The sequence below is a fragment of the Amycolatopsis orientalis genome, from assembly GCF_000943515.2.
Lineage (GTDB): Bacteria > Actinomycetota > Actinomycetes > Mycobacteriales > Pseudonocardiaceae > Amycolatopsis > Amycolatopsis orientalis.
The window spans coordinates 689,606-715,120 of the sequence record NZ_CP016174.1; the positions used below are offsets into that span (position 1 = coordinate 689,606).

Annotated in this window: 25 protein-coding genes and 1 pseudogene; 14 read left to right on the forward strand and 12 right to left on the reverse strand. The window is 68.0% G+C overall.

Annotated elements, in window-relative coordinates; all coding sequences use genetic code 11:
- Positions 1 to 36: 36 nt before the first annotated feature.
- Positions 37 to 1,509 (forward strand): hypothetical protein, encoded by a 1,473-nt coding sequence (locus tag SD37_RS03360; protein ID WP_044853783.1) that lies wholly within the window; start codon positions 37 to 39, stop codon positions 1,507 to 1,509.
- Positions 1,510 to 1,562: 53 nt separating this feature from the next.
- Here the strand turns inward: SD37_RS03360 and SD37_RS43570 are convergent.
- Positions 1,563 to 1,733, reverse strand: a pseudogene (locus tag SD37_RS43570) (S26 family signal peptidase); the annotation flags it as partial.
- 123 nt (positions 1,734 to 1,856) lie between these two features.
- On the opposite strand from SD37_RS43570, the gene SD37_RS03365 reads away from it, so the two are divergent.
- A complete protein-coding gene (locus SD37_RS03365; protein WP_065912743.1) occupies positions 1,857 to 2,666 on the forward strand; it encodes an MFS transporter in 810 nt (269 codons plus the stop codon).
- A 4-nt stretch (positions 2,667 to 2,670) separates the two neighbouring features.
- Here SD37_RS03365 and SD37_RS03370 read toward each other — a convergent pair whose 3' ends face one another.
- Positions 2,671 to 3,039: a hypothetical protein gene (locus SD37_RS03370; protein WP_044853784.1), complete on the reverse strand. Its 369-nt coding sequence runs from the start codon at positions 3,037 to 3,039 to the stop codon at positions 2,671 to 2,673.
- A gap of 144 nt (positions 3,040 to 3,183) precedes the next feature.
- On the opposite strand from SD37_RS03370, the gene SD37_RS03375 reads away from it, so the two are divergent.
- The 3 genes from SD37_RS03375 to SD37_RS03385 all read left to right on the forward strand — a co-directional run bounded on the left by SD37_RS03375 (position 3,184) and on the right by SD37_RS03385 (position 7,099).
- A complete protein-coding gene (locus SD37_RS03375) occupies positions 3,184 to 3,975 on the forward strand; it encodes an ArsR/SmtB family transcription factor (RefSeq protein ID WP_037318199.1) in 792 nt (263 codons plus the stop codon).
- A 41-nt stretch (positions 3,976 to 4,016) separates the two neighbouring features.
- Positions 4,017 to 4,787 (forward strand): DUF3800 domain-containing protein, encoded by a 771-nt coding sequence (locus tag SD37_RS03380; protein ID WP_044853785.1) that lies wholly within the window; start codon positions 4,017 to 4,019, stop codon positions 4,785 to 4,787.
- Positions 4,788 to 4,891: 104 nt separating this feature from the next.
- Positions 4,892 to 7,099, forward strand: a complete 2,208-nt coding sequence (locus SD37_RS03385) for a terpene synthase family protein (protein ID WP_044853786.1) — start codon at positions 4,892 to 4,894, stop codon at positions 7,097 to 7,099.
- On the opposite strand, the gene SD37_RS03390 is transcribed toward SD37_RS03385, so the two are convergent.
- Positions 7,080 to 8,267: a beta-1,3-glucanase family protein gene (locus tag SD37_RS03390; protein WP_044853787.1), complete on the reverse strand. Its 1,188-nt coding sequence runs from the start codon at positions 8,265 to 8,267 to the stop codon at positions 7,080 to 7,082. The two genes, SD37_RS03385 and SD37_RS03390, sit on opposite strands and share 20 nt — an antisense overlap.
- A gap of 302 nt (positions 8,268 to 8,569) precedes the next feature.
- Between SD37_RS03390 and SD37_RS03395 the strand changes: the two genes are divergently transcribed.
- Entirely contained in the window at positions 8,570 to 9,193 is a 624-nt protein-coding gene (locus SD37_RS03395) for a sigma-70 family RNA polymerase sigma factor (RefSeq protein ID WP_052675060.1), read from the forward strand.
- A gap of 270 nt (positions 9,194 to 9,463) precedes the next feature.
- Complete coding sequence (locus tag SD37_RS03400) at positions 9,464 to 10,378, forward strand: LysR family transcriptional regulator (RefSeq protein WP_044853788.1); 915 nt, start codon at positions 9,464 to 9,466, stop codon at positions 10,376 to 10,378.
- Here the strand turns inward: SD37_RS03400 and SD37_RS03405 are convergent.
- Positions 10,360 to 11,367, reverse strand: coding sequence for a small ribosomal subunit Rsm22 family protein (locus SD37_RS03405; RefSeq protein ID WP_044853789.1), 1,008 nt, complete (start codon positions 11,365 to 11,367; stop codon positions 10,360 to 10,362). The two genes, SD37_RS03400 and SD37_RS03405, sit on opposite strands and share 19 nt — an antisense overlap.
- Positions 11,368 to 11,501: 134 nt before the next feature.
- On the opposite strand from SD37_RS03405, the gene SD37_RS03410 reads away from it, so the two are divergent.
- Both SD37_RS03410 and SD37_RS03415 read left to right on the forward strand, forming a co-directional pair.
- Entirely contained in the window at positions 11,502 to 11,918 is a 417-nt protein-coding gene (locus tag SD37_RS03410) for a YciI family protein (RefSeq protein WP_044853790.1), read from the forward strand.
- Between the two features lie 30 nt (positions 11,919 to 11,948).
- On the forward strand, positions 11,949 to 13,232 hold the full coding sequence (locus SD37_RS03415; RefSeq protein ID WP_044853791.1) for an RNA polymerase sigma factor: 1,284 nt from the start codon (positions 11,949 to 11,951) through the stop codon (positions 13,230 to 13,232).
- Between the two features lie 165 nt (positions 13,233 to 13,397).
- Here the strand turns inward: SD37_RS03415 and SD37_RS03420 are convergent, their stop codons facing one another.
- From SD37_RS03420 to SD37_RS03445, 6 genes are all read right to left on the reverse strand, one after another.
- Positions 13,398 to 13,793, reverse strand: coding sequence for a sigma factor-like helix-turn-helix DNA-binding protein (locus SD37_RS03420; protein WP_044853792.1), 396 nt, complete (start codon positions 13,791 to 13,793; stop codon positions 13,398 to 13,400).
- A 134-nt stretch (positions 13,794 to 13,927) separates the two neighbouring features.
- Positions 13,928 to 14,800 carry a nuclease gene (locus SD37_RS03425; protein ID WP_044853793.1) on the reverse strand — a complete coding sequence of 291 codons (873 nt, stop codon included), beginning with the start codon at positions 14,798 to 14,800 and terminating at the stop codon, positions 13,928 to 13,930.
- 133 nt (positions 14,801 to 14,933) lie between these two features.
- Positions 14,934 to 16,622: an L-lactate permease gene (locus SD37_RS03430; RefSeq protein WP_044853794.1), complete on the reverse strand. Its 1,689-nt coding sequence runs from the start codon at positions 16,620 to 16,622 to the stop codon at positions 14,934 to 14,936.
- Between the two features lies 1 nt (position 16,623).
- On the reverse strand, positions 16,624 to 17,406 hold the full coding sequence (locus SD37_RS03435) for an IclR family transcriptional regulator (protein WP_044853795.1): 783 nt from the start codon (positions 17,404 to 17,406) through the stop codon (positions 16,624 to 16,626).
- A 568-nt stretch (positions 17,407 to 17,974) separates the two neighbouring features.
- Entirely contained in the window at positions 17,975 to 18,382 is a 408-nt protein-coding gene (locus SD37_RS03440; protein WP_044853796.1) for a CoA-binding protein, read from the reverse strand.
- 34 nt (positions 18,383 to 18,416) lie between these two features.
- Complete coding sequence (locus SD37_RS03445) at positions 18,417 to 18,989, reverse strand: hypothetical protein (RefSeq protein WP_044853797.1); 573 nt, start codon at positions 18,987 to 18,989, stop codon at positions 18,417 to 18,419.
- 130 nt (positions 18,990 to 19,119) lie between these two features.
- On the opposite strand from SD37_RS03445, the gene SD37_RS03450 reads away from it, so the two are divergent.
- Both SD37_RS03450 and SD37_RS03455 read left to right on the forward strand, forming a co-directional pair.
- Positions 19,120 to 19,917 (forward strand): 2-keto-4-pentenoate hydratase, encoded by a 798-nt coding sequence (locus SD37_RS03450; RefSeq protein ID WP_044853798.1) that lies wholly within the window; start codon positions 19,120 to 19,122, stop codon positions 19,915 to 19,917.
- Positions 19,914 to 20,675 (forward strand): 2-keto-4-pentenoate hydratase, encoded by a 762-nt coding sequence (locus SD37_RS03455; RefSeq protein WP_044853799.1) that lies wholly within the window; start codon positions 19,914 to 19,916, stop codon positions 20,673 to 20,675. Before SD37_RS03450 ends, SD37_RS03455 begins: the two co-directional genes overlap by 4 nt.
- Here SD37_RS03455 and SD37_RS03460 read toward each other — a convergent pair.
- Positions 20,656 to 21,540, reverse strand: coding sequence for an alpha/beta fold hydrolase (locus tag SD37_RS03460; RefSeq protein ID WP_044853800.1), 885 nt, complete (start codon positions 21,538 to 21,540; stop codon positions 20,656 to 20,658). The two genes, SD37_RS03455 and SD37_RS03460, sit on opposite strands and share 20 nt — an antisense overlap.
- A 56-nt stretch (positions 21,541 to 21,596) precedes the next feature.
- Complete coding sequence (locus SD37_RS03465; RefSeq protein WP_044853801.1) at positions 21,597 to 21,788, reverse strand: hypothetical protein; 192 nt, start codon at positions 21,786 to 21,788, stop codon at positions 21,597 to 21,599.
- A gap of 240 nt (positions 21,789 to 22,028) precedes the next feature.
- On the opposite strand from SD37_RS03465, the gene SD37_RS03470 reads away from it, so the two are divergent.
- Genes SD37_RS03470 through boxB form a run of 3 tightly spaced genes read left to right on the forward strand, consistent with a single transcriptional unit; the run spans position 22,029 to position 25,513 of the window.
- Positions 22,029 to 22,466: a hypothetical protein gene (locus SD37_RS03470; RefSeq protein ID WP_145926517.1), complete on the forward strand. Its 438-nt coding sequence runs from the start codon at positions 22,029 to 22,031 to the stop codon at positions 22,464 to 22,466.
- A 32-nt stretch (positions 22,467 to 22,498) separates the two neighbouring features.
- Positions 22,499 to 24,091, forward strand: a complete 1,593-nt coding sequence (gene boxC / locus SD37_RS03475; protein WP_044853802.1) for a 2,3-epoxybenzoyl-CoA dihydrolase — start codon at positions 22,499 to 22,501, stop codon at positions 24,089 to 24,091.
- Positions 24,092 to 25,513, forward strand: coding sequence for a benzoyl-CoA 2,3-epoxidase subunit BoxB (gene boxB / locus SD37_RS03480; RefSeq protein ID WP_044853803.1), 1,422 nt, complete (start codon positions 24,092 to 24,094; stop codon positions 25,511 to 25,513). It begins immediately after the preceding gene.
- Positions 25,514 to 25,515: the final 2 nt, after the last annotated feature.

The window sequence follows — 25,515 nt, forward strand, 5'->3', positions numbered from 1 at the left end:
GCGCAACTTTCCGGGGCGGAGAAGCCATGTCAAGCCATGATCATGGAACAGGTCCGGACGACGGACAACCAGGCGACGTCCTGGCGGCTGCCCCTTTCCGTAGCGGTGCTCTCGGCGGTGGTGTTCCTGCTCGCCCGCCCGCATTTGATCGACGACACGTTCATCACGCTGGCGTACGCGCGCAACGTCGCCTTCCACGGCCACTGGGGCCTGCTCGCCGACGCGACGTCGAACACCGCGACGTCGCCGGCGAACGTGCTCATCCTGGCGGCCCTGACGATCTTCGTCCGCGACGCCGTCTTCGCCGCCGGAGTGCTGTTCGTGCTGTGCCAGGTCCTTCTCGCCCTGGGGTTGCGCAGGCTCGGCGCGGCAGCGGGGTTGCCGCCCCGGTTCCCCGCCCTGACACTCGCCGCGCTGACCGCGAACCCGCTGCTGCTCTCGTCGATCGGGCTCGAGGTCGCCCTCGGCGCGGCGGTGCTGGGCTGGCTCACCGTGTTCGCCGTCGAAAAGAACCCCTTCGCCTTCGGGCTGACGGCCGGCCTGCTCGTCCTGGTTCGGCTGGACCTGATCGTGTTCGCGGTGGTGCTCTTCGTCTTCCTCCGTCCCGGCACGGGACGCGCGCTGCTCGGCGCCGGGCTGATCACGCTGCCGTGGTTCGGCTTCAGCTGGGTCGTGCTCGGCGCGGCGGTACCGGACACCGTGGTGATCAAGACTCTCCAGGGCGCGCAACACGCTTGGGGCGCCTGGAACTTCGGCAACGGTCCGCTGTTCTACGCGCGGAGTTCGCCGGTGATGGCCGCGCTGGCGTTCCTGCCCGCGGCCCTCGCCGTCCTCGCCGTGGTGACGCCGGCCGTCCGGCGGCGCAGGATCCCCGCCGGGCTGCGGCCGTTCGTGTTGCTCGCCCTCGGCGGCCTGCTTTACCACCTCGGCTACGTGCTGCTGGCGGTTCCGCCCTACCACTGGTACTACGGCCCCGGCCTCACCGCGGCGACCGTTTTCGTCTGTGCCGTAGCGGTTTCCCACCGGATCACGGCCGGCGGGGTGCTCGCGCTGATCGTCGCCGGCGCGATCGCGTACGCGGCTGCCGGACTTCCCCGCACGTACGCGCCGTTGACGTCGAACTACACGTCGAGCGCGCAGTACGCACGTATCGGAGCGGAACTGGGAACACTCGCCGGAGGCCGGAGCGTCGGCAGCGCGGGCGAGATCGGCGTCCTCGCCTACAGTTGCGGCTGCCCGGTCGTCGACGTCTTCTCCGACCGCGGCCTGCTGCCGGCCGCGATCGCGGCGCGCGGTGAGGAGAACCGCTGGATCCGCGCGATGCTCCGCGTGAACTACGCCTTCTTCGACTTCGACGTCCGTCCACGCCGTCCCGAACTCGTGCTGCGCCGGCTGGCGGCCCCGCCGCCGGACGCGCTCGCGCACTGGACGCTCGACGCGCCGACCCTCGGAAAGCAGGAGCTGTACCTGGTGCCGAACCCTGGCCTGCGCGAAACCGGGAGGGGCTGACCCGGATCGCGGTTCGAGCGAACAGGGCGCCGCGCCGAGCCCACCACCACCCCGAGCAGCGCCTCGGCCTTCAGGTAACCGAACTGACGCGAGTCGTAGCTGTCCTCGGGATTGTTGCCGACGACGACGAACCGGCCGGGCGGCACTAGCGGCTCCTGGTATCCCCACAGCACCGGCACTTCGGCGCGCGACACCCGGTCGCCGGGCCGCAGCGTCGGCAGCATGCTGGTGCCCTGCACGATGACGCGCACGAGCCGGAAGCGCAGCACGGCCAGTGCGACGGCGGCCACCGCCGCGAGGACCACCGCGACAGTGCTCACGGAAGTGCCACCTCCTCGTGGTATCCCTTGGCCTGCAACGTGGGCACCCTCGCCGTCCTCACGCGGGCCTTCCCCGGACGGGCCGAGCAGGCGCGGGCGGTCGGTGTCTGGGCGGGTGTCTCGGCGCTCGCGCTGCCCGCGGGACCGCTGATCGGCGGCGCGCTGGTCTCCGGGGTCGGCTGGCGGGCCGTGTTCCTGATCAACCTGCCGATCATCGCGGTCGCGCTCCCGGCGACCCTGCGGCTGGTCGCCGAGACCGGCGAAGAGCGCCAGCGACGTCTCGACATCCCCGGCATCCTTCTCGCGACTACGACCCTGGCCGCGACCGTGTACGCCGTCATCGCAGGCGAACTCCTGGTCTTGCTCCTCGCAGCGCTCGCGCTCGCCGGGTTGGTCCGGCGGGAACGGCGGGCCGCCGAACCGCTGCTGCCGCCGCACCTGATGCGGGAACCCGCTTTCGCCGGGGCGAATCTGGTGGCGATGGCCATGAACCTGGTGGGGATCGGGACGATCTTCGCCGCGACGTTGTACCTGCAGACCGTGCAGCACCGGAGCGCGTTCACCGCCGGTCTGATGCTGCTGCCGTTGTTCGTCCCGATGGCGGTGCTGGCACCGGTGACCGGCAGGCTCACCGGGCACTACAGCCCGCGGCTGCCCAACACGGCCCGGCAGACAGGCGGCGCCCTGGCCGTCGCCGTCTACGGGGCCGTCTTGGGTACGCCCACCGACCGTGCCGGGTTCACGTCGGGCCTGCACACGCTCGGCGTGATCGGCGCGGTCACCTGGCTCGCCGCGCTCGGGCTGACCTGGCTCACCATCGCGAAATCCGGTTCGTGACGAGTCAGGCGTTCGCCGCCGCCGTTTCCCGCGCCGGGCGGATCCGGCTCAGCTGCAGGAGACTGAAGCCGAACAGCAGGACACCGAGCGGGACGTGCACCGCCGTCACGTGCGCGAGCCCGAGGAACACCTGCACCAGCGTGAGGCCGAGGAACACGGCCGCGGGCAGGATCGGCTTGGGCGAGCCGCCGCCCGGCCGCCACACGAGGATCGCGACGAGCACGTGCAGCACCGCCACGATGAACAGCGTGTAGGACGTGGCGCTGTGCAGGGTGTGGCCGCTCGGCATGGTCAGCAGGAGACCGGCGGTGATCGGGGTGAGGAAGACGGCCAGGGTCTGCACGGCGATCGCGACGCGCAACGGGGTCGGCATGGGGGACTCCTTCGGGGGTCGTGTCACCGCCTGGACGAGGGAGCCGCCTGAAACGTGACAGGGCCACTCACGGGACTTGACATGCAGCCGAGCGGCTGCCTAATGTAAAAGGCAGCCGCGCGGCTGCATATTGGAGAGAGCGACATGGACGAGGTCTTCAAGGCGCTGGCCGACGCCAGTCGCCGCCGGTTGCTCGACGACCTGAACGCCCGCAACGGCCAGACGCTGCGCGAACTGTGCGCGGGGCTGGACATGGCGCGGCAGTCGGTCAGCAAGCACCTGGCCGTACTGGAGGCGGCCAATCTGGTGACCACGGTGCGGCGTGGCCGCGAGAAGTTGCACTACGTGAACGCGGAACCGATCAACGCGATCGCCGAGCGCTGGATCGACCGGTACCACCAGGGCCGGGTCGACGCGCTCGCCGACCTCAAGAAGGCATTGGAGCAGGAACCCATGAGCACCGACGAATTCGTGTACACCAGCTACATCAAGACGACGCCCGAGCGGCTCTGGCGGGCGCTGACCGACCCGGTCTTCACCAAGCAGTACTGGGGCTGCGAGTTCACTTCGGACTGGAAGACCGGGTCGACCATGGCCTGGGAACAGCTCGGCGTGAAGCTGGAGGACCCCGAGCAGGTCATCCTCGAATCCGACCCGTACCGGCGGCTTTCCTACACCTGGCACACCTTCACCCCGGAGTTCGCCAAGTCGGTGGGGCTCGACGACGACGTGTCGGCGAAACTCGCGGCCGAATCGCGCTCCAAGGTGACGTTCGATCTGGAGCCGGTCGGTGACACGGTGAAGCTCACCGTCGTGCACGACGGTTTCGACCAGGGCAGCACCGCGCTGGAGATGGTCAAGGGCGGCTGGCCGTCGATCCTCTCGAGCCTCAAGACGCTGCTCGAGACCGGAGAGCCGCTGCCCGAACCCGCGTAAGTGGGTCGACGACGCCGGGGGCGGTCGGGCAGGATCCGGATGTGCCCCTGGAGATCGCCTGCGACGAGTCCGGGTCCGAGGGCGAGAAGCTGATCGGCGGCCAGACCGACGTGTTCGCGCACGCGGGGGTCCGGCTGAGCACCGAAGAGGCCGCGGCCTGCCTGGTCGAACTGCGCCGCCGGATCCGTTCGCCCGCGCTCGAATACAAGGCCAATCACCTTCTCCGCACGAAACACCGGCGGGTCCTCGAATGGTTCCTCGGCCCGCTGGGGCCGGTCCACGGTCGTGCGCATGTGTACCTCGTGGACAAGAAACTGCTGCTGGCGAACGAACTCCGTACCCTGCTCGGCCGGGATTTCCCGCCGGACGAACGACTTCTGGCCGCGTTCAACGACGTGTTGCGGACCAGGAACCGGCGGGATCCCGCGAGCGGGTCGTTCTTCGCGATGGCCGGCGACAGCGCGGAACTGCGGGCGAAGGTGGCCGAGTTACGGGACGCCAAGGTCCTCGATCCACTGGTTCCCGCGATCCTCCGCGCCGTCGGACGCTGGAGCGAGGACGGCGAGCAGGTCTTCCTCGTCCACGACGAACAGCCGTCGCTCAGAGGGGAGCGGCTCGCCGAAATCGAGTCGAGTCCGGGGCTGGCCGGGCTGAAGTTCGTGGATTCGCGGACCGATCCCCGGGTGCAGGTGGCCGATTTCCTGGTCGGTGTCGCACGGCGGATCGCCGAGGACGAACTCAACGGAAACGGCGACACGATCTTGACCGCGCTTCTCGCGCCCTATATCGACCCGAAGTCACTCTGGAACTGATTCACTCGATGGTGCGCGGAATCGCTCGGGTGGCCGTTGCCCGGCGCGGCAGGCGGCTGGAAATGTCGAGACGTATTCGACATCCGCCCGGGAGGCAGTCGCAGATGCAGGCTTTCACCTTGCCCGAGTTCTACGTACCGCATCCGGCGCGGATCAATCCGCACCTCGAAGCGGCGCGGACGCACAGCATGGCCTGGGCGAGGGAGATGGGCATGCTCGATTCGCCCGCGCCGTCCGGTGACGTCGTCTGGACCGAGCAGGCACTGGCCAAGATGGATTACGCGCTGCTCTGCGCGCACACTCATCCGGACTGTGACGGGCCGTCCCTCGATCTGGTCACGGACTGGTACGTATGGGTGTTCTTCTTCGACGACGATTTCCTCGCGCAATTCAAGTACACCCGGAACACCGAAGGCGCGAAAGCGTATCTGGACCGATTGGAACTGTTCATGACCGGGCCGGGGGAAACACCGCCGGAACCGGAGAACCCGGCCGAAGCCGGGCTCAAGGACCTTTGGGCACGCACCATTCCCTCGATGTCGGAGGCGTGGCGGCGGCGATTCGTCACCAGTACGCACAACCTGATGGTCGAATCGCTCTGGGAACTGGACAATATCGACCGCGGCCGGATCGCGAACCCCATCGAATACCTGCAGATGCGGCGGCGTGTCGGCGGGGCGCCCTGGTCGGCCAACCTGATCGAGTACGCCGTCGGCGCCGAAGTGCCGGACAAGGTGGCGGCGACCAGGCCGATGGAGGTCCTGCGCGACACCTTCGCCGACGCCGTCCACCTGCGCAACGATCTCTTTTCCTACCAACGCGAAGTGCGAGAAGAGGGCGAGAACTCCAACGCCGTCCTCGTCTTCGAGACCTTCTTCGACTGCTCGACGCAGGAGGCCGCCGACCTCACCAACGACCTGCTGACCTCGCGGCTGCAGCAGTTCGAGAACACCGCGCTCGTCGAGGTACCCGCGTTGCTGGTCGAACACGACGTCCCGCTGCCGGATCAGATCGGGATCGGCCACTACGTCAAGGGTCTGCAGGACTGGCAGTCCGGCGGGCACGAATGGCACGCGAAATCCAGCCGGTACATGAACGAGGGCCCGGTCTCCGGGGCGAACGGCCCGCTCGGCGGTCCGACGGGGCTCGGCACGGAATCGCTGCGGCTGTCACCGAACCGGCTCGGGCTGGTCCAACGGACACGGCAGCAGGCTCCCCCGCCGTTCGCGCCGGTGGGACATCTGCCGCTGCCGGAATTCCGCATGCCGTACCCCGTCCGTACCAGCCCGCATCTCGCCGCCGCCCGCGAGTACGCGCCGGGCTGGGCGCGGGAGATGGGGATGTTCGGCCCGGTACCCGGTGCCGCACACGGGGTCTGGGACGAACGCCGGATGCGCGGCATCGACCTGCCGCACTGCGCCGCGATGATCCACCCGGACGCGGACTTCGAGCAGCTCAAGCTGTCGTCGGATTGGCTCACCTGGGGCACCTATGGCGACGACTACTTCCCGTTGATCTTCGGGATGCGGCGGGACCCTGTCGCGGCGAAGTTCTGCAGCGACCGGCTTTCGCTGTTCATGCCGCTCCATGGCGAGCCGATGCCCGAACCGGCGAACCCGGTCGAACGTGGGCTGGCCGACCTGTGGAGCCGCACCGCGGGATCACTGAGCCCGTCGGCGCGCGCGGACTTCCGGGCAGCCGTCGAGAGGATGACCGAGAGCTGGGTCTGGGAGGTCGTGAACCAGGCGCAGAACCGCGTGCCCGATCCGGTCTACTACGTGGAGATGCGGCGGCGGACGTTCGGTTCGGACCTCACGAAGAGCCTCGCGCGGCTCCGGACCGGCGACGTGATCCCGCCGGAGCTGCACCGGAACCGGGTCCTGTTCGAACTCGACACGGCGGCGGAGGACTACGCGACGTTCACGAACGACCTGTTCTCGTACCGGAAGGAGATCGAGTACGAGGGCGAGGTCCACAACCTCGTCTACGTCATCGAGCGGTTCCTGGCCGTGGACAGGCTCCAGGCCCGCGACATCACCGCGCGGCTGATGAACGCGCGGATGGAGCAGTTCGAGCAGCTCGCGGACGAGGGACTGCCGCGGATGTGCGACGACCTCGGACTCGACGAGGAGGTCCGCGCGGCACTGACCCGGTACGCGGACAACCTGAAGAACTGGCTGTCCGGAATCCTGGAATGGCACCGGAAATGCGTGCGGTACCGGCAGAAGGTGCCGGTGCCGGGACTCGTGAGTGGTAATGACGGTTCTGACCGTCATTACCACTCACGAGTCGTCAGAACGCCGTCAGGATGATCCGCGCCGTACGCGGGTCCCCGTCGTGCACCAGCGATTCGAAGTGCCCGACGTCGTCGAAGGCGAATCCGTACGCCTTGCCGTCGACCATCTGCTCGTGCACGATCCGCGAGTAGTGGTCGGTCACGGACTGCTTGTAGAACTGGCTCGCGTCGTAGGTCGGCTGGGTGTGCAGCGAACCGAGCGTCGACCGGTGCAGCGCGGCGCACAGCGTCCGCGCGATCGGCCCGACGACCTGGTCGTTCGGTGCCTGCAGGCGTCCGTCGCAGTTGAAGACGTCCCGAGTGCTCGGCTTGCCGAACGACGCCACCGTCGCGCCCGAGGTGTCCGTGAACCGCATGACGTCGTCCCCGCCGGTGCGGCCGGTGAACTTCTTGCCGGGTTCGGCTTCGAAGGGCACCACGGTCAGCGGGGTCGACTTGTAGGTGTTCCAGGCGTTCGTCACGTAGCCGTCGAGGTAGTTCGCGCTGAACTTGCCGGAGTCGAGGCCCTTACCCGGGGCGAGGACCCGCAGCCGGTTGTAGGCGAGGTTCGAGAAACCCTGCTGCCCTTGGACGGCGTTGAAGATGTTCTCGCGGCCGTTCGCCTTGAGACGCCCGGCTTCCTTGCTGGCCCCGGCGCCGTTGGTCAGCCCGACGGCGTGCGGGACGCTGAACATGTCCACCTGCGAGCTGTTGATGAACAGGCCCGCGTTGTCGTAGGTGAATTCGCTCCAGTCGAACAGGATGTCCCGGTTCGGATCGCCGTCCGCCCAGGGCGCGGGCTGCACCAGTCCGTCCGGGGTCAGGAAGAACTTGATCTTCTGCCCGAACGACATATAGACGCGGCCCGAGAGCATCCGCGGGATCCGCAGCGTGGTCGAACCGCCGTTGCCGGGACCGGCGATCGCGACGTCCGGCGCGGGGCTCGGCGGGTTCGCGCCCGGCGGCCACGGGGTGAAGGCGCCACCGGCGGTGACGTATCCGAGCTTGCCGGTGTTGAGGTTCGTGCCGAGCACGTAGAGGTGGACCGCGTCGGAGCGGTTCGAATTGTTGGTGACGGTCAGCGGCAACGGATCGGGGCCGGCGGCGACCGCGGTGGGCGCCGAAAGCGCCGAAACCCCGGTGACCACGGGGAGAACGACCGCCAACGCGGTCAAGACGCGCCGGATCTTCTGACGGATGCGCACAGTGCACTCCTCGGCTGAATCCCGCCGCGGAGCGCGAACGCGCCACGGCGGTGCTTGCGGATGTCGGCCGGGGGCGCGTTCCCGGCCTGGGCGTGACCTTGGCGAGGGGTCTCAGCACGGAAAGTTACGTCGCGAGTGACAACATGTCTAGACCAACGGTGGGAACCTGTCCGATTTCTGGACCCGGCGGACAATTTGTCGCGGACTTTCGTCGATTGAGACGGCCGGATTCCTCGACTACCGTGGTGCGCGTTCCGTCCTGGACCCCGGCGGCCGGTTTACTCATCCGTGGGGAGCGGGGCATGGGCGGCGACGATTTTCCGGTGCGAAGAACCGGCGAGGGCGAGACGTGGATCTCCCCCGCCGGCTGGGACGACCTCGCCAAGGCCGCGGCGGCCGGCGAGCCGTACGGCATGGACGATCTCATGGCCGCTCTCTCGCCATGGGCCCGGCAGTACGCCGAAACCCGGCTCGGCGGCCGCGATCTGACCTATCTCGAACCGGCCGACGTCGCGCAGGAGATCTGTCTCGCGGTCTTCGTCGCGCTGCCCGGATACGCCCGGCGCGGCGGTTCCTTCCTGTTCCTCGTGCGCGCCATCGCGGCGAACAAGGTCGCCGACGTCTTCCGGAAGGCGGCGCGGAGCAAACAGGTGCTGACCGGTGAGCTGCCGGAGCATCCGGCCGTCGCCGCGGACGAACCGGAGCAGCGCGCCCTGCGGACCGATCTCGGCGTCCGGCTCGGCAGGCTGATGCGGATGTTGCCGCTCTCTCACCGGGAAGTGCTGGGCATGCGGGTGATCGGCCAGCTGACGTCGAACGAGACCGCGGCGGCGCTGGGCACGACGTCGTCACGCGTGCGGGTGACCAAACACCGGGCGATCAGCAGGCTGCGCGCCTGCGCTCAGCGCCAGGACGCCTTGAGTTGAATGCGCACCAGTAGCCGGACGAAGGGATTCTCCCGCTTGGCACGGGTTTCGAGAATGCGAACGCACATGGCCCCTCCAGAGCTCGCCGTCGGCGCCGTCGCCGAGGGCCGGAGCCACGGACGCCGGTTCCACCCTAGGGGCGGACGCGCGAGCCGAAACCGGCTGAACGGACGATTGGTGTCCACCTTTTCGGTTCCGGTGAGTGAATGCCGACCGGAACGATACCGATTAGCCGCTTGTTCGACCTGGATTGATACCTAGACTGGATAGGTGTTCTCCCTGGAGCAGCTGGTAAGTTTCGTCGCGGTGGCCGAGGAACTGCACTACGGCCGTGCGGCGGAGCGGCTTTCGATGACCCAGCCGCCGTTGAGCAGGCGGATCCAGCTGCTGGAGCGTGAACTGGGGGTCGAGCTTTTCGACCGTACGCACCGCACGGTCCGGCTGACACCCGCCGGACGGGTTTTTCTCGCCGAGGCAAGGAAAATACTGCGTTCGTCGCAAGAGGCGACACTGTACGTCCGCCGGGCGAAGAGGGGTGAGGTCGGCGTCGTCACGCTCGGTTTCACCGCCACCGCCGCGTATTCGTACCTCGAACGCGTCCTCGCCGCGGCGAACGCCGAAGTGCCGGGCATCGATCTGGTGCTGCGGGAAATGGTGACCTCGGCGCAGGTGGCGGAGTTGCTGGCGGGCGGGATCGACCTCGGCATGATCCGGCCGCCGGTGACCGGCGGCGACATCGTGACCCTGCCGCTGTGGCGCGAACCGCTGCTGGCCGCGTTGTCTTCGTCGCATCCTTTGGCGCGGCGCAAGAAGAATCCCGGAATCCGCGACTTCGACGGCGAGCCGTTCATCATGTATTCGCCGTCAGAGGGCCGGTATTTCCACGACATGCTGGTGGCGGTGTTCCGCGCGGCGCGGGTGCTGCCGGAGTACACGCAGTACCCCAGCCAGGTGCATACGGTGCTGGCGCTGGTCAAGGCGGATCTCGGCGTCGCGCTGGTACCCGCCGCGGCCGCCGCGCTGCGTTTCGAGGGCGTCGTACTCCGTCCGGTGGACGGGATCGAGGGCCGTCCGGTGGAACTGGAACTGATGTGGCGGCGCGGCAACGACAATCCCGCGCTGGGTGCGCTGCTCAATGTCATCGGCGCGCTGGCGCGGCGCGGCCGTCAGTCCACTGTGGACTGAGCGGGCCAGGCGTCGCCCCATTCCGCGTCGCGTGCCGCGCGGTAGGCCTGGCCGTGCCGTTTGGTGACGATCGTTTCGGTGAGCCCGGCTTCGGCGCACAAGGTCAGGCTGACCATGCCCTTGCGTTTGAGCGGATGCCGCAGGATCCGGCCGTCGGCCCGCTCGGGCGCAGTCCGAGAGGCGACGACGTAGGAGAACTTCTCGTCCTCGAAGCCGAGCGTTCCGGCCTTCAGCTGACGGTGCAGTCCGGTGCGCGGGAGGCGGGCGGAGAAATGGCACCAGTCCTTGCCGCGCGGGATCGGGCAGGCGCCTTCGTGCGGGCAGGGCGCGACCAGGGAGAGACCGAGTTCGACGAGTTCGTCGCGTGCCTGGACGATCCGTTCGTAGCCGGCGGGGGTGCCGGGTTCGATCAGCACGAGCATCCCGGCCTTGGCCGAGAGCCAGCGGACGACGTCGGTCCGGCGGGCTTCGGGCAGCTCGCCGAGGACATAGGAGAGGGTCACCAGATCGGCGTCCGGCGCGGGCGCGGCCGGGTCGATCAGCCCGCGTTGCCAGGTCGAGCCGCGAACGGCGGGGCCACCGGCGTGCTCCGCGAGGCGCCGCCCCAGCGCGATCGCTCCGGCGACCTGCTCGACGACCGTGCTCTTCTCCAGTGAAGGCCATACGTCGGCGGCCGCCCAGATCGCGGCACCGGTCCCGCCGCCGACGTCGATCTGCGTGCGCGGAGCGAATTCGGGAGCGCGAAGGGCCGCTTCGGCGAGAACGGCGTGTACGGCCGCGTAGGTGGCCGGCATCCGGTAGCCCGCGTACGCCGCGATGTCGACCTCAGAGGACAGGATCGGGGCGGTCGCCGGGTTGTTCTCGCGGTAGCGCGAGCTGAGCCGCTCGACGGACTGCGTCAGCCTGGTCTGCGGGTACTTGCCCAGCTCCTCGTCGAGGGCGGAGCGGAGGGGATCGGGGAGAGCGGCCACGACGACAGATCTTTCCATGTGCGGTTGACCTGGGGTTTTCCGGCTGCTCGAATACTCGCGGAAAAAAGTTCGGGGACCGTGTCGAAACCTGGGGTGCCCGATCGACGCGTAGATGTGGCAGGGACGAGCCCCGCCGGGAACGGAGACGCGAGATGCGGTTCATGGTGATCGTCAAGAGCGACGGCAAGACCGACGTGTCCGGTGCTCAGCCGAGCGCCGAGGAGTTGCAGGAGATGGGGAAGTTCAACGAGGAGCTGGTCAAGGCCGGTGTCATGCTCGCGGGCGAGGGACTGCTCCCCAGCTCCGAGGGTGTCCGCCTCCAGTACTCCGGCACGTCCGAGGCCAGGGTCGTCGACGGGCCCTTCGCCGAGAGCAAGGAACTCATCGCGGGTTTCTGGATCCTGCAGGTCAAGGACAAGGCCGAGGTCATCGAGTGGATGAAGCGCGCGCCGTTCCGCGAGGGCGAGATCGAGATCCGCCGGATCGCCGAGATGGAGGACTTCTCCAACGCGACCCCGGAGATCGTCGAGCACGAGCAGAACCTGCGGAAGCAGGCCGAGGCGAACTAGTGGTTGCGGTCGCCGCGCCGACGATGTTGATTGGTCGGCGTGACCGCAACAGCAGACCCCCGTGCCGCGATCGACGCGGTATGGCGGATCGAATCGGCCCGCCTCATCGCCGGCCTCGCGCGGATGACGCGCGACGTCGGCCTCGCGGAGGAACTGGCGCAGGACGCGCTGGTCGCCGCGCTCGAACAGTGGCCTGAGTCGGGCGTCCCGAGGAATCCGGGCGCCTGGCTCATGACCACGGCCAAACGCCGGGCGGTCGACACTTTCCGGCGCAACGAGCGGTACGAGCGGAAACTCGGCGAGATCGGCCGCGAGCAGGAGTTCGAGGAGGAGCCCGACTTCACCGCGGGCCTCGACGACCATATCGAGGACGATCTGCTGCGCCTGGTGTTCACCGCCTGTCACCCGGTGCTCTCGACCGAGGCGAGGGTGGCGCTCACGCTGAAGATGATCGGCGGGCTGCAGACGCACGAGATCGCGCGGGCGTTCCTGGCCAAGGAAACCGCCATCGCGCAGCGGATCGTCCGGGCGAAGAAGACGCTCGGCGACGCCAAGGTGCCGTTCGAGGTACCCGAGGGGGCCGATCGGGTCGCCCGCCTGGAGTCGGTGCTCGAAGTCATCTACCTGATCTTCAACGAGGGGTATTCGGCGACGGCGGGCGAAGACTGGATGCGGCCGGCGCTGTGCCAGGAGGCGCTGCGTCTCGGCCGGATCCTGGCCGGGCTCATGCCGAAGGAACCCGAAGTGCACGGGCTCGTGGCGCTGATGGAGATCCAGGCTTCCCGATCCGCCGCGCGGGTCGGGCCGAACGGTGAGCCCGTGCTGCTGATGGACCAGGACCGGGCGAAATGGGACAGGCTCCTGATCGGCCGTGGCCTCGCCGCGCTGGACCTCGCCGAATCGCTGGCGGACGGCGCTTTCGGCGTCTACGCGGCACAGGCCGCCATCGCCGCTTGCCACGCGCGGGCGCGGACGGGCGAGGAGACCGACTGGGGACGCATCGCCGTCCTGTACGAAGGGCTCGGCAAGCTGAACCCGTCGCCGGTGATCGAGCTGAACCGGGCGGTGGCGCTGTCGATGGCCTTCGGACCAGAGGCGGGGCTCGCGGTCGTCGACAAATTGACCTCCGAGCCCGCGCTGAAGTCCTATCACCTTCTGCCGAGCGTGCGGGGAGACTTCCTGGCGAAGCTCGGGCGCCTCGACGAGGCCCGCGCCGAGTTCGAACGGGCCGCGGAGATGACCGGGAACGACGCGGAACGCACCTTGCTGCTCAACCGCGCCGCTGACTGCGCCCCCGGTACCGACCGCGGTTAGTCCTCTGGATGCGGTACTTGCGCGTGCAACTACCGCGTCCAGAGGACGAAACGCGCTTTCCGGTCGCTGCCGGAGCCTCGTGGCGTCCGCCTGCGCCCTCCCGATCGCGTTTAGCCTGCTAAACGCGACGCGTGTGCAACTACCGCGTCCAGAGGACGAAACGCGTCAGGCGGGGGTGGGGCGAAGGGTGGTCAGGGCGCGGTGCTGGCCCAGCCGGACGGCCTGGACGGAGCAGCCGAGCGCCAGCGCGGTGTCGTCGGCGGAAAGCCCGACGAGCGACCGCAGCACCATGATCTCGCGTTGCTGCCCGGGCAACCCCGAAAGCGGGTTCGGCAGTTCGGCGGCCGTCCGGTGGAAGTCGTCGACCAGGCGGCGCGTGACGTCGTAGGCGAACCGGAGGAGCACAGTCGCTTCGGCCGCCCTGGCGAGGATCTCCAGGCAGCTGTTCTTGGCGACCGCGTCCGCGGTCTCGTAGGTACCCGCCCGCCGTCCGATCCGTGCGCGGCAATAGCGCACGACAAGGACGCGAACGGCGTCGATGAGCTTCGAGGCTGTCTCCATCCGCCCGCCGGCCTCCTCCGACCGCCGCGAACCGTGTACTTGCATCGGCTCCCTCTCCCACCTTTCAGATGAGCACGGCGGAGGGGGAGGGAGGTACGGTCTTTTTGCCCACACGAGGGGTGGCGGGCGGGTTTTCACGCCTCGATGAAGACGATCCTCTCCGGTTCCACTGTCAGGTTCACGGTCTGTCGCTTCACGCTCACCAAGGTCTCGAATTCCGTGGCGTGGCCGTCCGGCACGGTGAACAGCCGGTCGTTGCGGGTGTCGAGGAAGTCGGAGAACCCGGTCAGCGAGACCCCGCCGCTCTCGTCGAGCGCGAGGTAGTCGACGAGCCTGCGGAACAGTTTCGGCAGGATCACCAGTTCGTCGGCGAGCTGCCGCCGGGAGGAGAGCTTGAACCCGGAGTTCGTGACGTCCCGCGGCCACAGCCCGAGCCCGTCCTGGCGCGCTTTGACCGCCGCGCCTGCCAGTGCCTCGCGGAGATCGGGGTAAAGCAGTGAATAGAACGTCGGGTAGACGAGACCGTCCGCGACCTGCCGGTAGTTGGCGGAGTTCTTCAGCGTTTTGACGTCGAGATGGACCTGGGAAAGGTCCATCGACCTTCCCGGCCGTTGTCCGGGAAAGGCGAACGCCACCGCTCGTCCGTATTTGTCCGCGAATCGCGTCAGTATGTGACCGGGTACCTTGATCGGGGTCGACGAAGTGACCCTTCCCCGTTCGTCGCGGGTCACCGTTTTGAACCCGAGCACCTTCAGCAGGTTCGCCGCGGCGGCGTCGGCGAATTCCGAGGGCTGATGCCACATCCCGCCGGTTCCCCTGGCCTGGTAATGCGTTTCGAGCGCGTCGATGGCGTCGAGCCGCAACTGCATCCCGCCCCGCGAATTGAGCCGGACCTTGAGGCCGGCCTTCTTCGTCGCTTGGGGGTCTTCGGGATAGAACCGCACCGAATCGCCGTCCGGTGAGGCTCCGACAAGCTGGAACGTACCTTTGATCAGCGTCATGGGCATGTGCACAACGGTAGTTCTCATTCCGGTGAATGAGTCAGGTGTTCATCCATCCAGACCAGTGCCCGGTAAAGATCAGGTGACCATTGTGGACATTCTCGTGAGTGGTAATGACGGTTAGAACCGTCATTACCACTCACGAGGGGATCATGAACCTGAACACGGTCGCCTGCAGCAGCGAGATCACCCCGACCACGGCGGTCAGGACCACCGACCACAGGAACGTCTGGCGCAGCAGCGCGCCTTCCTTCCCGGACTGTCCGATCGCGGTGGCACCGATGGACAGGTTCTGCGGGGAGATCATCTTGCCCATCACGCCGCCGGAGGTGTTCGTCGCGCCGGCCAGGATCGGGTCGACGTGCAGCTGCTGCGCCGAAATCACCTGCATCGGCCCGAAGAGACTGTTCGTCGACGCGTCCGAGCCGGTGAGGAAGACACCCAGCCAGCCGATGTAGGCGGAGAACAACGGGAACAGCACGCCGGTGGTCGCCAGCGCGAGGCCGAGTGTCTGTGTCGCGCCCGAGTAGTTCATCACGAACGCGATCGCGAGGATCATGAAGATCGTCGCCAGCGCCCACCGCATCTGATGCAGTGTCCGGCGGTAGGTGGCCAGCAACAGCCGCGGTTTCGCGCCCATCGCGAAACCCGCCGCGATCGCCGCGATCAGGGCGACGGTGCCCGGCGAGTAAAGGAAGTCGACGGTCAGCGTCGCCGCGTACGGCGTGTCCTTCGGCGTGATCGGCGCGTGCTGGACGACCTCCTTGTGCAGCCCCGGCCAGGCGAACACCCAGTCGGCCTTGTGCAGCAACGCGGTCAGATCCAGCCAGCCGGGCAGGTGCTTGAAGATCGTGCCGATCCGGGAAAGGAAGATCGCAGCGATCAGGACGATGTACGGAGCCCACGCGTACAGCGCGCCGCGACCGGCCTTCGCCGCGCCGAGACTCCTTCCCGCCGCGACCGGTTCTTCGCCGTCGAAACGCCAAACCGCCGACGGCTGCCAGAACCGGGTCAGTGTCCACAGCGAGGCCATCGCGGCGAGCGCGGCGACGACGTCGACGAGGCTCGGGCTGATGAAGTTCGAGGTGACGAACTGCATGACGGCGAACGACAGCCCGGCCGTCAGTACCGCGGGCCAGACCTCGATCATCCGTTTCCAGCCCGCGAGGACGACGATCAGGAAACCGGGGACGATCAAGGCCAGCAAGGGAAGCTGACGTCCGACCATCGACGAGAACAGATCCGTCGCCTGATCCTGTTTCATGCCGAGGATCGGCGCGGTCAGCCTGCCCAGCACGATGAGCGGATTGCCGAGACCGCCGAACGCGACCGGCGCGGTGTTCGCCAGCAGGGCGAGCACGACCGCCTTCACCGGCGGGAAACCGAGCGCGGCCATCATCGCCGCGGTGATCGCGATCGGCGAGCCGCCGCCCGCGATCCCCTCCAGCAGCGCGCCGAACCCGAACGCGATCAGCAGTGCCTGCAGGCGGCGGTCTTCACTGAATCCCGCGAGGACCGCCTTGATGTCGTCGAACCGTCCGGTCGCGACGGTGACGTTGTGGAAGTACACGGCGTGGAACGCGATCCAGGCCACCGACCAGACCCCGAACACCAGCCCCATCGCCGCGGCGTCGAAGGCGAGCCCGGCGGGCATCCGGTACAGCAGAACCGCGACCAGCAGCGCGGTGATCAGCGACAGGGCCGCCGAGAGCTGCGCGGACCGGCGCAGGACGCCCAGGGTCACCAGCAGCACCACGATCGGCGCCGCCGCCAGCGCCGCGGACAGCCACAGCCCGCCCGCCGGCTGGTAGTCCTGGATCCAGCCCACGTCAGCCCCTCTGTGCCCGCACGTATCCCAGGCGGAGCGAAAGCGCGGCGGCCGTACCGGCCACGGTCGCGCCGAGTTCGTCGGTCCGGCGGAGTACCCGGCCGGCCGGGCCCGCGATGCTGATCGCCGCGATCGGCCGTCCGGTGTGGTCGCGGACGGCGGCGGCCACGCAGCCCACGTCCGGCTCGTTCTCGACCTCGTCGACGGCCCAGCCGCGACGGCTCGTCCTGGCCAGATCGTCGAGCAGCCGGGCCGGGTCGATGATCGTCTTGAGCGTGAGACTGTCGAGCTTCATCCGGCGGATGCGTTCGAGGCGGTCCTGTTCGGGCAGTGCCGCCAGCCACGCCTTGCCCAGCGAAGTCGCGTGCTGCGGGCGGCGGGTGCCGAGACGGCAGGCCAGGGTGACGGCGTTGGCACTGCGTTCGGTGGCGACGTAGACCATCGTGTCGTTGTCCGGGACGGCGAGGTAGGTCGTCTCCCCGCTCCGTTCGGCGAGTGACGCGAGGTAGCGCGGCGCGCAGCGATGGAGGTCGGTCGCCGCCATCGCCCGGGCGCCGAGTTCGACCAGCCGGGTACCGAGCCGCACCCGGCCGGTGGCGCGATCGGCTTCGAGGTATTCGAGGTTCTTGAGGGTGCCGACGATGCGGTAGGCGGCGCTCCGGGAGAGACCCAGTTGCCTGGCGATCGCGTTGGTGGAAATCTCCTGGTTCTGGCCGACGTGCTCGAGAACCGCGAGTCCGCGCTCGAGTGTGCCACTGGAATCCAGGCCGCGTGGTGTACCCACTTCGCCCTCCGTTGGACCGGGGTACCGATGGCCGGTACCTGTTTCCGTTAAGCGGATTCGGACGTTAACAGCTCGTTCGTACGTTGGGAAGGTTTCTTAACAAACTGTCGGCTGGACAAGTTTTCCCAGCTCGTGGCCTTCCGGTCAAGATCACCGGTTTGGACCAATCCACTCGGCCGTTCCGGTTCGGTGTATGACTTCAGGGGTCATTTTTCTGTTCACGGACATGAAAGAACCCCCGCCGGGAAAAATCGGCGGGGGTTCGGCGGGAGTGCGTTCGGCACGTGATCGTCGCGCCTGGGGCTGGTGTGTCGGTACAGGGGGTCGTGAGTGGTAAGTCGCGTTCTAACAGCACTTACCACTCACGAGGAGTGCTTGGGCCCGCGCTCGGCAAGGTGTGAAGGTCGAGTTTCCTCGGCTGAGCCGAGGGAAGGGGTCCTTCGCGCGCCGCCGTTGTGACTGCTGGCGCTGGTGTGCCACATGTCGCGATCAGCGAGTCCGTGAAGGCCTCCTTGAGGGACCCAGAGTCCCTCAAGGAGGCCTTCACGGACCGGCGTCCATCCCAGTGCTAACGCACAGACAGGTTCGCGACCGCTCGGACGACCGCCGTGCAGCGGTCCTCGACGTAGTCCAGACCGCCTTCTTCGGCGATCCGGCGGGACTCGGCGGAGACGATGCCCTGCTGCAGCCAGAGCGCCTTGGCGCCGATCGCGACGGCCTGTTCGGCGATCGGCGGGGTGTCCTCCGACGGGCGGAAGACGTCGACGAGGTCGACCGGCTCCGGGATGTCGGTGAGCGAGCGGTAGACCTTCTCGCCCAGTAGTTCCTCGGCGGTGGGATGCACGGGAATGATCCGGAAACCGTGTGCCTGCAGCACGGCGGCGACCCCGTGCGAGGCCTTGGCCGGGTCGCGGCTCAGTCCCACGACGGCGATCGTCTTGGCTCCGGCGAGGATCTCGGTGGCGCGATCGGTCATGTCGTTTTCAACCGCGCCGGGCACCCGGGAATTCCTAGAGCTTCCACAGCCGCAGGCCGCGCACCCGGTACACCGGCCAGACGACGTGCCAGGCGCGGCGGCGCAGGAAGACCGCGGAACAGGTCAGGACGTTGCGCGCGGACGTCGTCGCGACATCGTGGCGGTCCGGCCAGTTCTCGCCGTGCCGTCCGGCGGCGATCCGGAAGACGTTGACCAGGCCCCGGCCCTGCAGGTCGTACTTCGCGCCGGTGTCCCCGGAATCCGGGGTCAGCGAAGCGATCTCCGGGCCGAACGCGGCCGCGGGCGCCGGTCCCGCGTCGGCGGGGAGATCGCCGACGGTCGCCGAGATCGCCTTGCCGTAGAGGCGGCGGGTGTAGCGGCCGAGCAGGATCCGCTCCCACAGCGGCAGGACGCGGCGGTGCTTGAGCAGCGCCGAACATTCCGCGTGCCCGATGGCGAAGACGGCGGTCAGCTCGTCGTAGGCATTGTGCACCGTCGGCTCGTTGAGGTGCACGCGCACTTCGTACCGGATGCGCGCGGTCAGCTCGTCGAGTTCCTCGCGGCGATCGATCCTGGCCTTCGCCCGTGAGAGCGACCAATCGGACATGGGTGCAGGCTAGGTGAAGATCGCGGCCGCACAAGCCACTTTCGGCCTAATCCGCGCGTACCGGCCAGTGGAACGGGCATCTTGTGCGGGCCTGGGTGAGGGGGCAGAGTTCGGCTGTCGGAAGGAGCCCATGGACGCCAGCACGCTGCAGGAGGCCGCGGCCGCGCTGCTCAGCGCGTACGAGACCGGCAAGCCGATAGCGCCCCTGATCGAGACGTACCCCGCCGCGACCTTGGAGGACGCGTACCGCATCCAGCAGCGGCTCGTCCGTCACTGGGCCGAACGCGGCGATGGCGTGCGCGGGCACAAGGTCGGGCTCGCGTCCGCCGCCATGCAGCGGCAGATGGGCGTCGACCAGCCCGACTACGGCCATCTGACCGCTTCGATGTTCCACCTCGAACACCAGCCGATCCCGGTCGGCGGTTTCCTGCAGCCGAAGATCGAACCGGAGATCGCGTTCGTGCTCGGCTCGCGGCTGTGCGGCCCCGGCGTCACGGTGGCGGACGCGCTGCGGGCGATCGATTTCGTCGTGCCCGCGCTGGAAATCGTCGATTCGCGCATCCAGGACTGGAAGATCACCATCGTCGACACCATCGCGGACAACGCGTCTTCGGGTGGCGTCGTCCTCGGCAGCAGGCCGACCGCGATCGGCGACGTCGATCTCCGGCTGGCGGGCTGTGTCCTGCACCGGAACGGCGAGATCGCGGCGACCGGGGCGGGTGGCGCGGTGCTCGGTTCGCCGGTGAACGCGCTGGTGTGGCTCGCGAACACGGTCGGGCCGCTCGGCGTCGCGCTCGAACCCGGGCACGTCGTGCTGCCTGGTTCGATGACGCGCGCGATCCCGGTGAGCCCGGGCGACACCGTCGTCGCGACGATGGCGGGGCTCGGCAGTGTCACCGCGAAGTTCTCCGGGGAGGAGCGGCCGTGAGCCTTGGGGTGCGGGAGGCGGCGGAAGCGCTGCTGTCCGGGGAAGAACGCGAGCCGTTGACGGACTCGTGGCCCGCTTTGGACGTCGATACCGCCTACGCGATCCAGGACGAGGCGCTGCGGCTCCGGCGGCAGCGCGGCGAGACGGTGATCGGCGTCAAACTGGGCCTGACCTCGCGGGCGAAGCAGCGGCGCATGGGTATCGACTCGCCGTTGCTCGCGTGGCTGACCGACGCGATGGTGCTGCCCGCCGGGGTTCCGGTGCCGTCGCTGATCCATCCGCGCGCGGAGCCGGAACTCGTTTTCGTGCTGGGGAAACGACTCGCGGGTCCCGGCGTGACCGCGGCGACCGCGATGGCCGCGGTCCACCGGGTCCACGGCGGCGTCGAAATCATCGACAGCCGCTACCGCGACTATCGGTTCACCCTGCCGGATGCCGTGGCGGACAACGGTTCTTCGGCGTACTTCACACTGGGACCGGTCGGCGTCGCGCCGTCCTCCCTCGACCTCTCGCTGGAAGCGGCGCTCTTGGAGGTCGACGGCGCCATCGTCGACACCGCCACCGGCGCCGCCGTGCAGGGCCATCCGGCGGAGGCTTTGGCACTGGCGGCCAACGTCCTCGGCGCCCGCGGGCTCGCGCTGGAGCCGGGGTGGATCGTGCTCACCGGCGGGATGACGGACGCGGTCGAGCTGCGCCCGGGTTCACGGGTGGCGGCGCATTTCTCGCATCTGGGCTCGATCACGCTCGCCGGGTCGTGACCTCGGCGCGGTCCGCCGTCCTGAGCAGGCCGCGCACCAGCCGCGGCCAGATCGCGCGCGGGAGGTCGTGTCCCATCCCGGGGACGATGTCCACTTCGGACTCCCGCAGCGCCCTGGCCGTCGCCCGGCCACCGGAAACGTGCACGAGCGGATCCTTCGAACCGTGCACGACGAGAGCGGGCACCCGGAGTTTCCGCAAGGCACGGAAGCGATCCCGGCTCGACAAGATCGCCGCCAGCTGGCGCGCGGTACCGCCGGGGTTGACGCCGCGGTCGAAGGAACGCTCCGCGCGCTCCCGCATCCGGGACTCGTCGAAGGGGTACCCCGGCGAGCCGATCACCCGGAACGTGCGCACCAGGTAGTCGACGTACTGCTCGCGACCACGCGGAGGAGCCGAAAGCAGCATCGCCATCGCCTTGGCGCTCGGCCTGCCGACGAACCGGTTCCCTGTGGTCGACATGATCGACGTCAGCGAGCGCACTCGCGACGGATGCTCGACGGCCAGGGTCTGCGCGACCATGCCGCCCATCGACGCGCCCACGACGTGCGCGCTCGCGACGCCGAGTTCGTCCAGCAGCGCGGCGGCGTCGTCCGCCATGTCCTTCAGCGAGTACGGCGCCACGCGCAGGGTGTAGGCCAGCGGGAGGTTGACGCGGCCGGAGAGTCGGCTGGACCGCCCGGAATCCCGGTTGTCGTAGCGGATGACGAAGAACCCCTCGGCCGCGAGGTTCTCGCAGAGTTCGTCGTCCCACCAGATCATCTGCGAGGCCAGGCCCATGATCATCAGCAGCGGCCTGCCGTCCTGCGGACCGAACGTCTCGTAACACAGCTCGATGCCGTTCACCTCGGCGATCTTCTCCGGCATCGGCCCTCCCGTCGTGGTGTCCCGGCGCCCAGTGTGACCGGCGACGGCGAGAACGGCTACGCGTCCTCGATGTGGACGGCCTGACTCTCCGGCCCAGCGGAACGCTGCGTGCCCGCGTAGTCGGCGACTTCGTCCGGTTCGGTGTCGCGCGGTTCACCGCCGTCGGGCGTCGTGAGCTGGACGGCTTCTTCGGGCACGTCCGCGGGGCCGGGGCCGTCTGCTGCTTCGCGGGCGTCTTGGTCGGACACGGTTCCTCCTGGTCGATCGGGGTCTTCGCCGACCGGTTACCCACTGGGCATCTGGTTACTCACCGCGATAGGGGAAGGCCGGGGCACGCTCGGTTAGTCGCCCGTGTTCATGAAGGAATCGGGACGTTGAGTGTCCCGATTCCTTCATGAACAACCTCGGGACGAAAGTCCCCTTCAGCTCCCCATCGCCGTCCGCTACGCTCTCGCTAGAGCGATCTATCAAGTCGCAAGGGGGCGAACATGGGCGTTCTTCAGGGCCGAGGGCTCACCGCACTACGGCTGATCCTGGGCTTCACGGTGCTGTCCACCACGCTGCACTACGCGCACAACGTGATCAGGGCGGCGGACTACCCGCAGGTCGAAGGAATCCCGGTCGGCGTCACGGCCGCCCTGGTCGCGTTCGCGTATTTCCTCTTCACCGCGTTCGGCCTCGCCGGCTACCGCGACTACCTGCGCGGACGTCACTGGCGGGCGCTCGCGTTCCTGATGGTCTTCTCGCTGTCGGGCCTGGCGAGTCTCGGGCACTTCCTGGTCGGGGTGCCGCAGATCCCGGCGTTCTGGTTCGCCACGATCTTCACCGACACGGCGTCCGCGCTTCTGTTGTGGGGCTTCGTGACCTGGGCCGCGACGAAGCTCAACCGGGTGACCGCGGCTGACCAACTTTCTACACAACATTGACGTTCAACATCAATGTGTAGACAATCGATGGGGTGACGCGGACCACACCGGTGACGTTCGAACGTCATCCCAGCGGCTACCGGCACTGGAAACTGGCCATCGACGACGACGTCGCGTGGCTCGAACTCGATGTCGACGCCGACGGGGGTCTCGTACCGGGTTACGAGCTCAAACTCAACTCGTACGACCTCGGCGTCGACATCGAGTTGTACGACGCGACGCAACGTCTGCGGTTCGAACATCCCGAAGTCCGCGTGGTCGTCGTGACCAGCGCGAAGGACAACGTCTTCTGCGCCGGCGCCAACATCCGCATGCTGGCTTCGTCGTCGCACGAGTGGAAGGTCAACTTCTGCAAGTTCACCAATGAGACCCGCAACGCCATGGAGGACGCGTCGGCGAACTCCGGCCAGGTCTATATCGCCGCGGTCAACGGAACCTGCGCCGGTGGCGGCTACGAGATCGCGCTCGCCTGCGAAAAGATCCTCCTGGTCGACGACAACTCTTCGACCGTCGCACTGCCGGAGGTCCCGCTGCTCGGCGTCCTGCCCGGTACCGGCGGCCTCACCAGGCTGGTCGACAAACGCGGAGTGCGGCGCGACCTCGCCGACGTCTTCGCCACCCGCCCGGACGGCATGAAGGGCCGCGCCGCCGTCGACTGGCGGCTCGTCGACGAACTCGTGCCGCGAAAGGGCTTCCGTGAGGCCGTGCGGGCCAAGGCGAAGGAACTCGCGCGGACGAGTGAGCGGCTCGACGGCGAGGGCGTCGAGCTGACGCCGCTCGCGCATCGCTATGTCGGCATTTCGCTGAGCGCGACCGAAGCGACGATCACCGTCAAGGGGCCCGAAGGCGACGACGGCTGGCTGCTGGACGTCACCCGCGAACTGGACGACGCGATCCTTCGCCTGCGCACCAACGAACCCGCACTCGGCACCTGGGTGCTCCGCACCGAAGGCGATCCGGCGAAGGTCCTGGAGCACGAACGTGCCGTATTCGACGCGAAAGATGTGTTGAGCAACGAAATCGTCCACTACTGGAAGCGGACGCTCAAACGGCTCGACGTCACCAGTCGCAGCCTGATCGCGCTCATCGAACCTGGTAGCTGCTTCGCGGGGCTCCTGCTGGAACTCGCGCTCGCCGCGGACCGGCAGTACATCTTGGACGGTCCGCCGATCGACGACGAAGACAGTGAAGAACGTGCGTCGATCGTGTTGTCCGAAGCCAACTTCGGCAGGCTGCCGATGGGGAACGGCCTGTCCCGCCTCGAATCCCGGTTCTTCGGCGACCCCGGGCACGTCCTGAGGCTCGCGGAAGTGCGCGGCAAACCGCTGAGCCCGGCGGAGGCGAATGACCTCGGCCTGGTCACCGACGCCCCGGACGACCTCGACTGGGAGGACGAGATCCGGATCGCGCTGGAAGGACGGGCCTCGTTGAGTCCCGACGCGCTCACCGGAATGGAGGCGAACCACCGGTTCGTTGGACCCGAGACGCTGGAAAGCAAGATCTTCGGCCGCCTCGCGGCCTGGCAGAACTGGATCTTCACCCGTCCGAACGCATCCGGTCCCGAAGGCGCGCTGCGTCGCTACGGTACTGGTCAGAAGGCCGTCTTCGACAGGAAGCGGGTCTGAATGCCCACCAAGATCGATTACGACGCCAAGATCCCCAACAACGTCGATCTCTCCGGGGACAGGCGGCTGCAGCGGGCGCTGGAGGGCTGGCAGCCGAAGTTCCTGGACTGGTGGGGCGAAATGGGCCCCACGCTGCGGACCCAGGGTGTCTACCTGCGCACCGCGGTCAGCGTCGGCCGGGACGGCTGGGCGCATTTCGACCACGTCAACGTGCCGGACTACCGGTGGGGGATCTTCCTCGCGGAGCGGGACCCGGACCGCGTCATCACCTTCGGCGAGCACCAGGGCGAACCGGCCTGGCAGCAGGTGCCCGGTGAGTACCGCGCCGATCTGCAGCGGCTCATCGTCATCCAGGGCGACACCGAACCCGCGTCGGTCGAGCAGCAGAAACTGCTGGGGCTGACCGCGCCGAGCCTTTACGACCTGCGGAACCTCTTCCAGGTCAACGTCGAAGAAGGCCGTCATCTGTGGGCGATGGTGTATCTGCTGCACGCCTACTTCGGCCGGGAAGGCCGCGAAGAAGCGGAAGCATTGCTGCTCCGGAATTCCGGAAGTCCGGATGCCCCGCGCATCCTCGGTGCCTTCAACGAAGAGACCGCGGATTGGCTGGCCTTCTACATGTTCACCTATTTCACCGATCGCGATGGCAAATATCAGCTCGGCACGCTCAAGGAAAGCGGCTTCGACCCGCTTTCCCGCACTTGTGAATTCATGCTCAAGGAAGAGGCGCACCACATGTTCGTCGGCACCACCGGGGTCGACCGCGTGGTCACCCGCAGTGCCGAACTCATCCGCGAGCACGACACCTTCGACATCGCCGGGCACGGCGGGATCCCGCTCGATCTCATCCAGCGCTACCTGAACTTCCACTACACGGTCTCGCTCGACCTGTTCGGCGGCGAGATGTCGACCAACGCGGCGAACTACTACACCGCCGGGCTCAAAGGGCGCTGGCAGGAGGCCCGCCGCAAGGACGACCACCGGCTCACCGACGACGCCGGATCGCTGTCCCGGCCGCGCGCCGACGGTACCTGGGAGACCGAAGAACACCCGGCCATCCTGCTGCTGAACCTCGACCTGCGGGACGAGTACCGCGCCGACTGCCAGACCGGGGTCAACCGCTGGAACAAGATCCTCGACGAGGCCGGTATCGACTTCCGATTCGTCCTCCCGCACCCTGGATTCAATCGCGAAGTCGGCATAAACTCCGGCCACCATGTGACGCCCGACGGCACCGTAGTCGACGAGCCGACGTGGTTGGCCGGCAAACGCAAGTGGCTGCCCACTCCCGAAGACCTGACCTTCGTCCGATCGCTGATGCACCCGGTGTACGAGCGAGGAAAGATCGCGAGCTGGGTGGCGCCGCCACGCCAGGGCATCAATGGGAAACCGTTCGACTACGAATACGTTTACCTGAGCTGAGC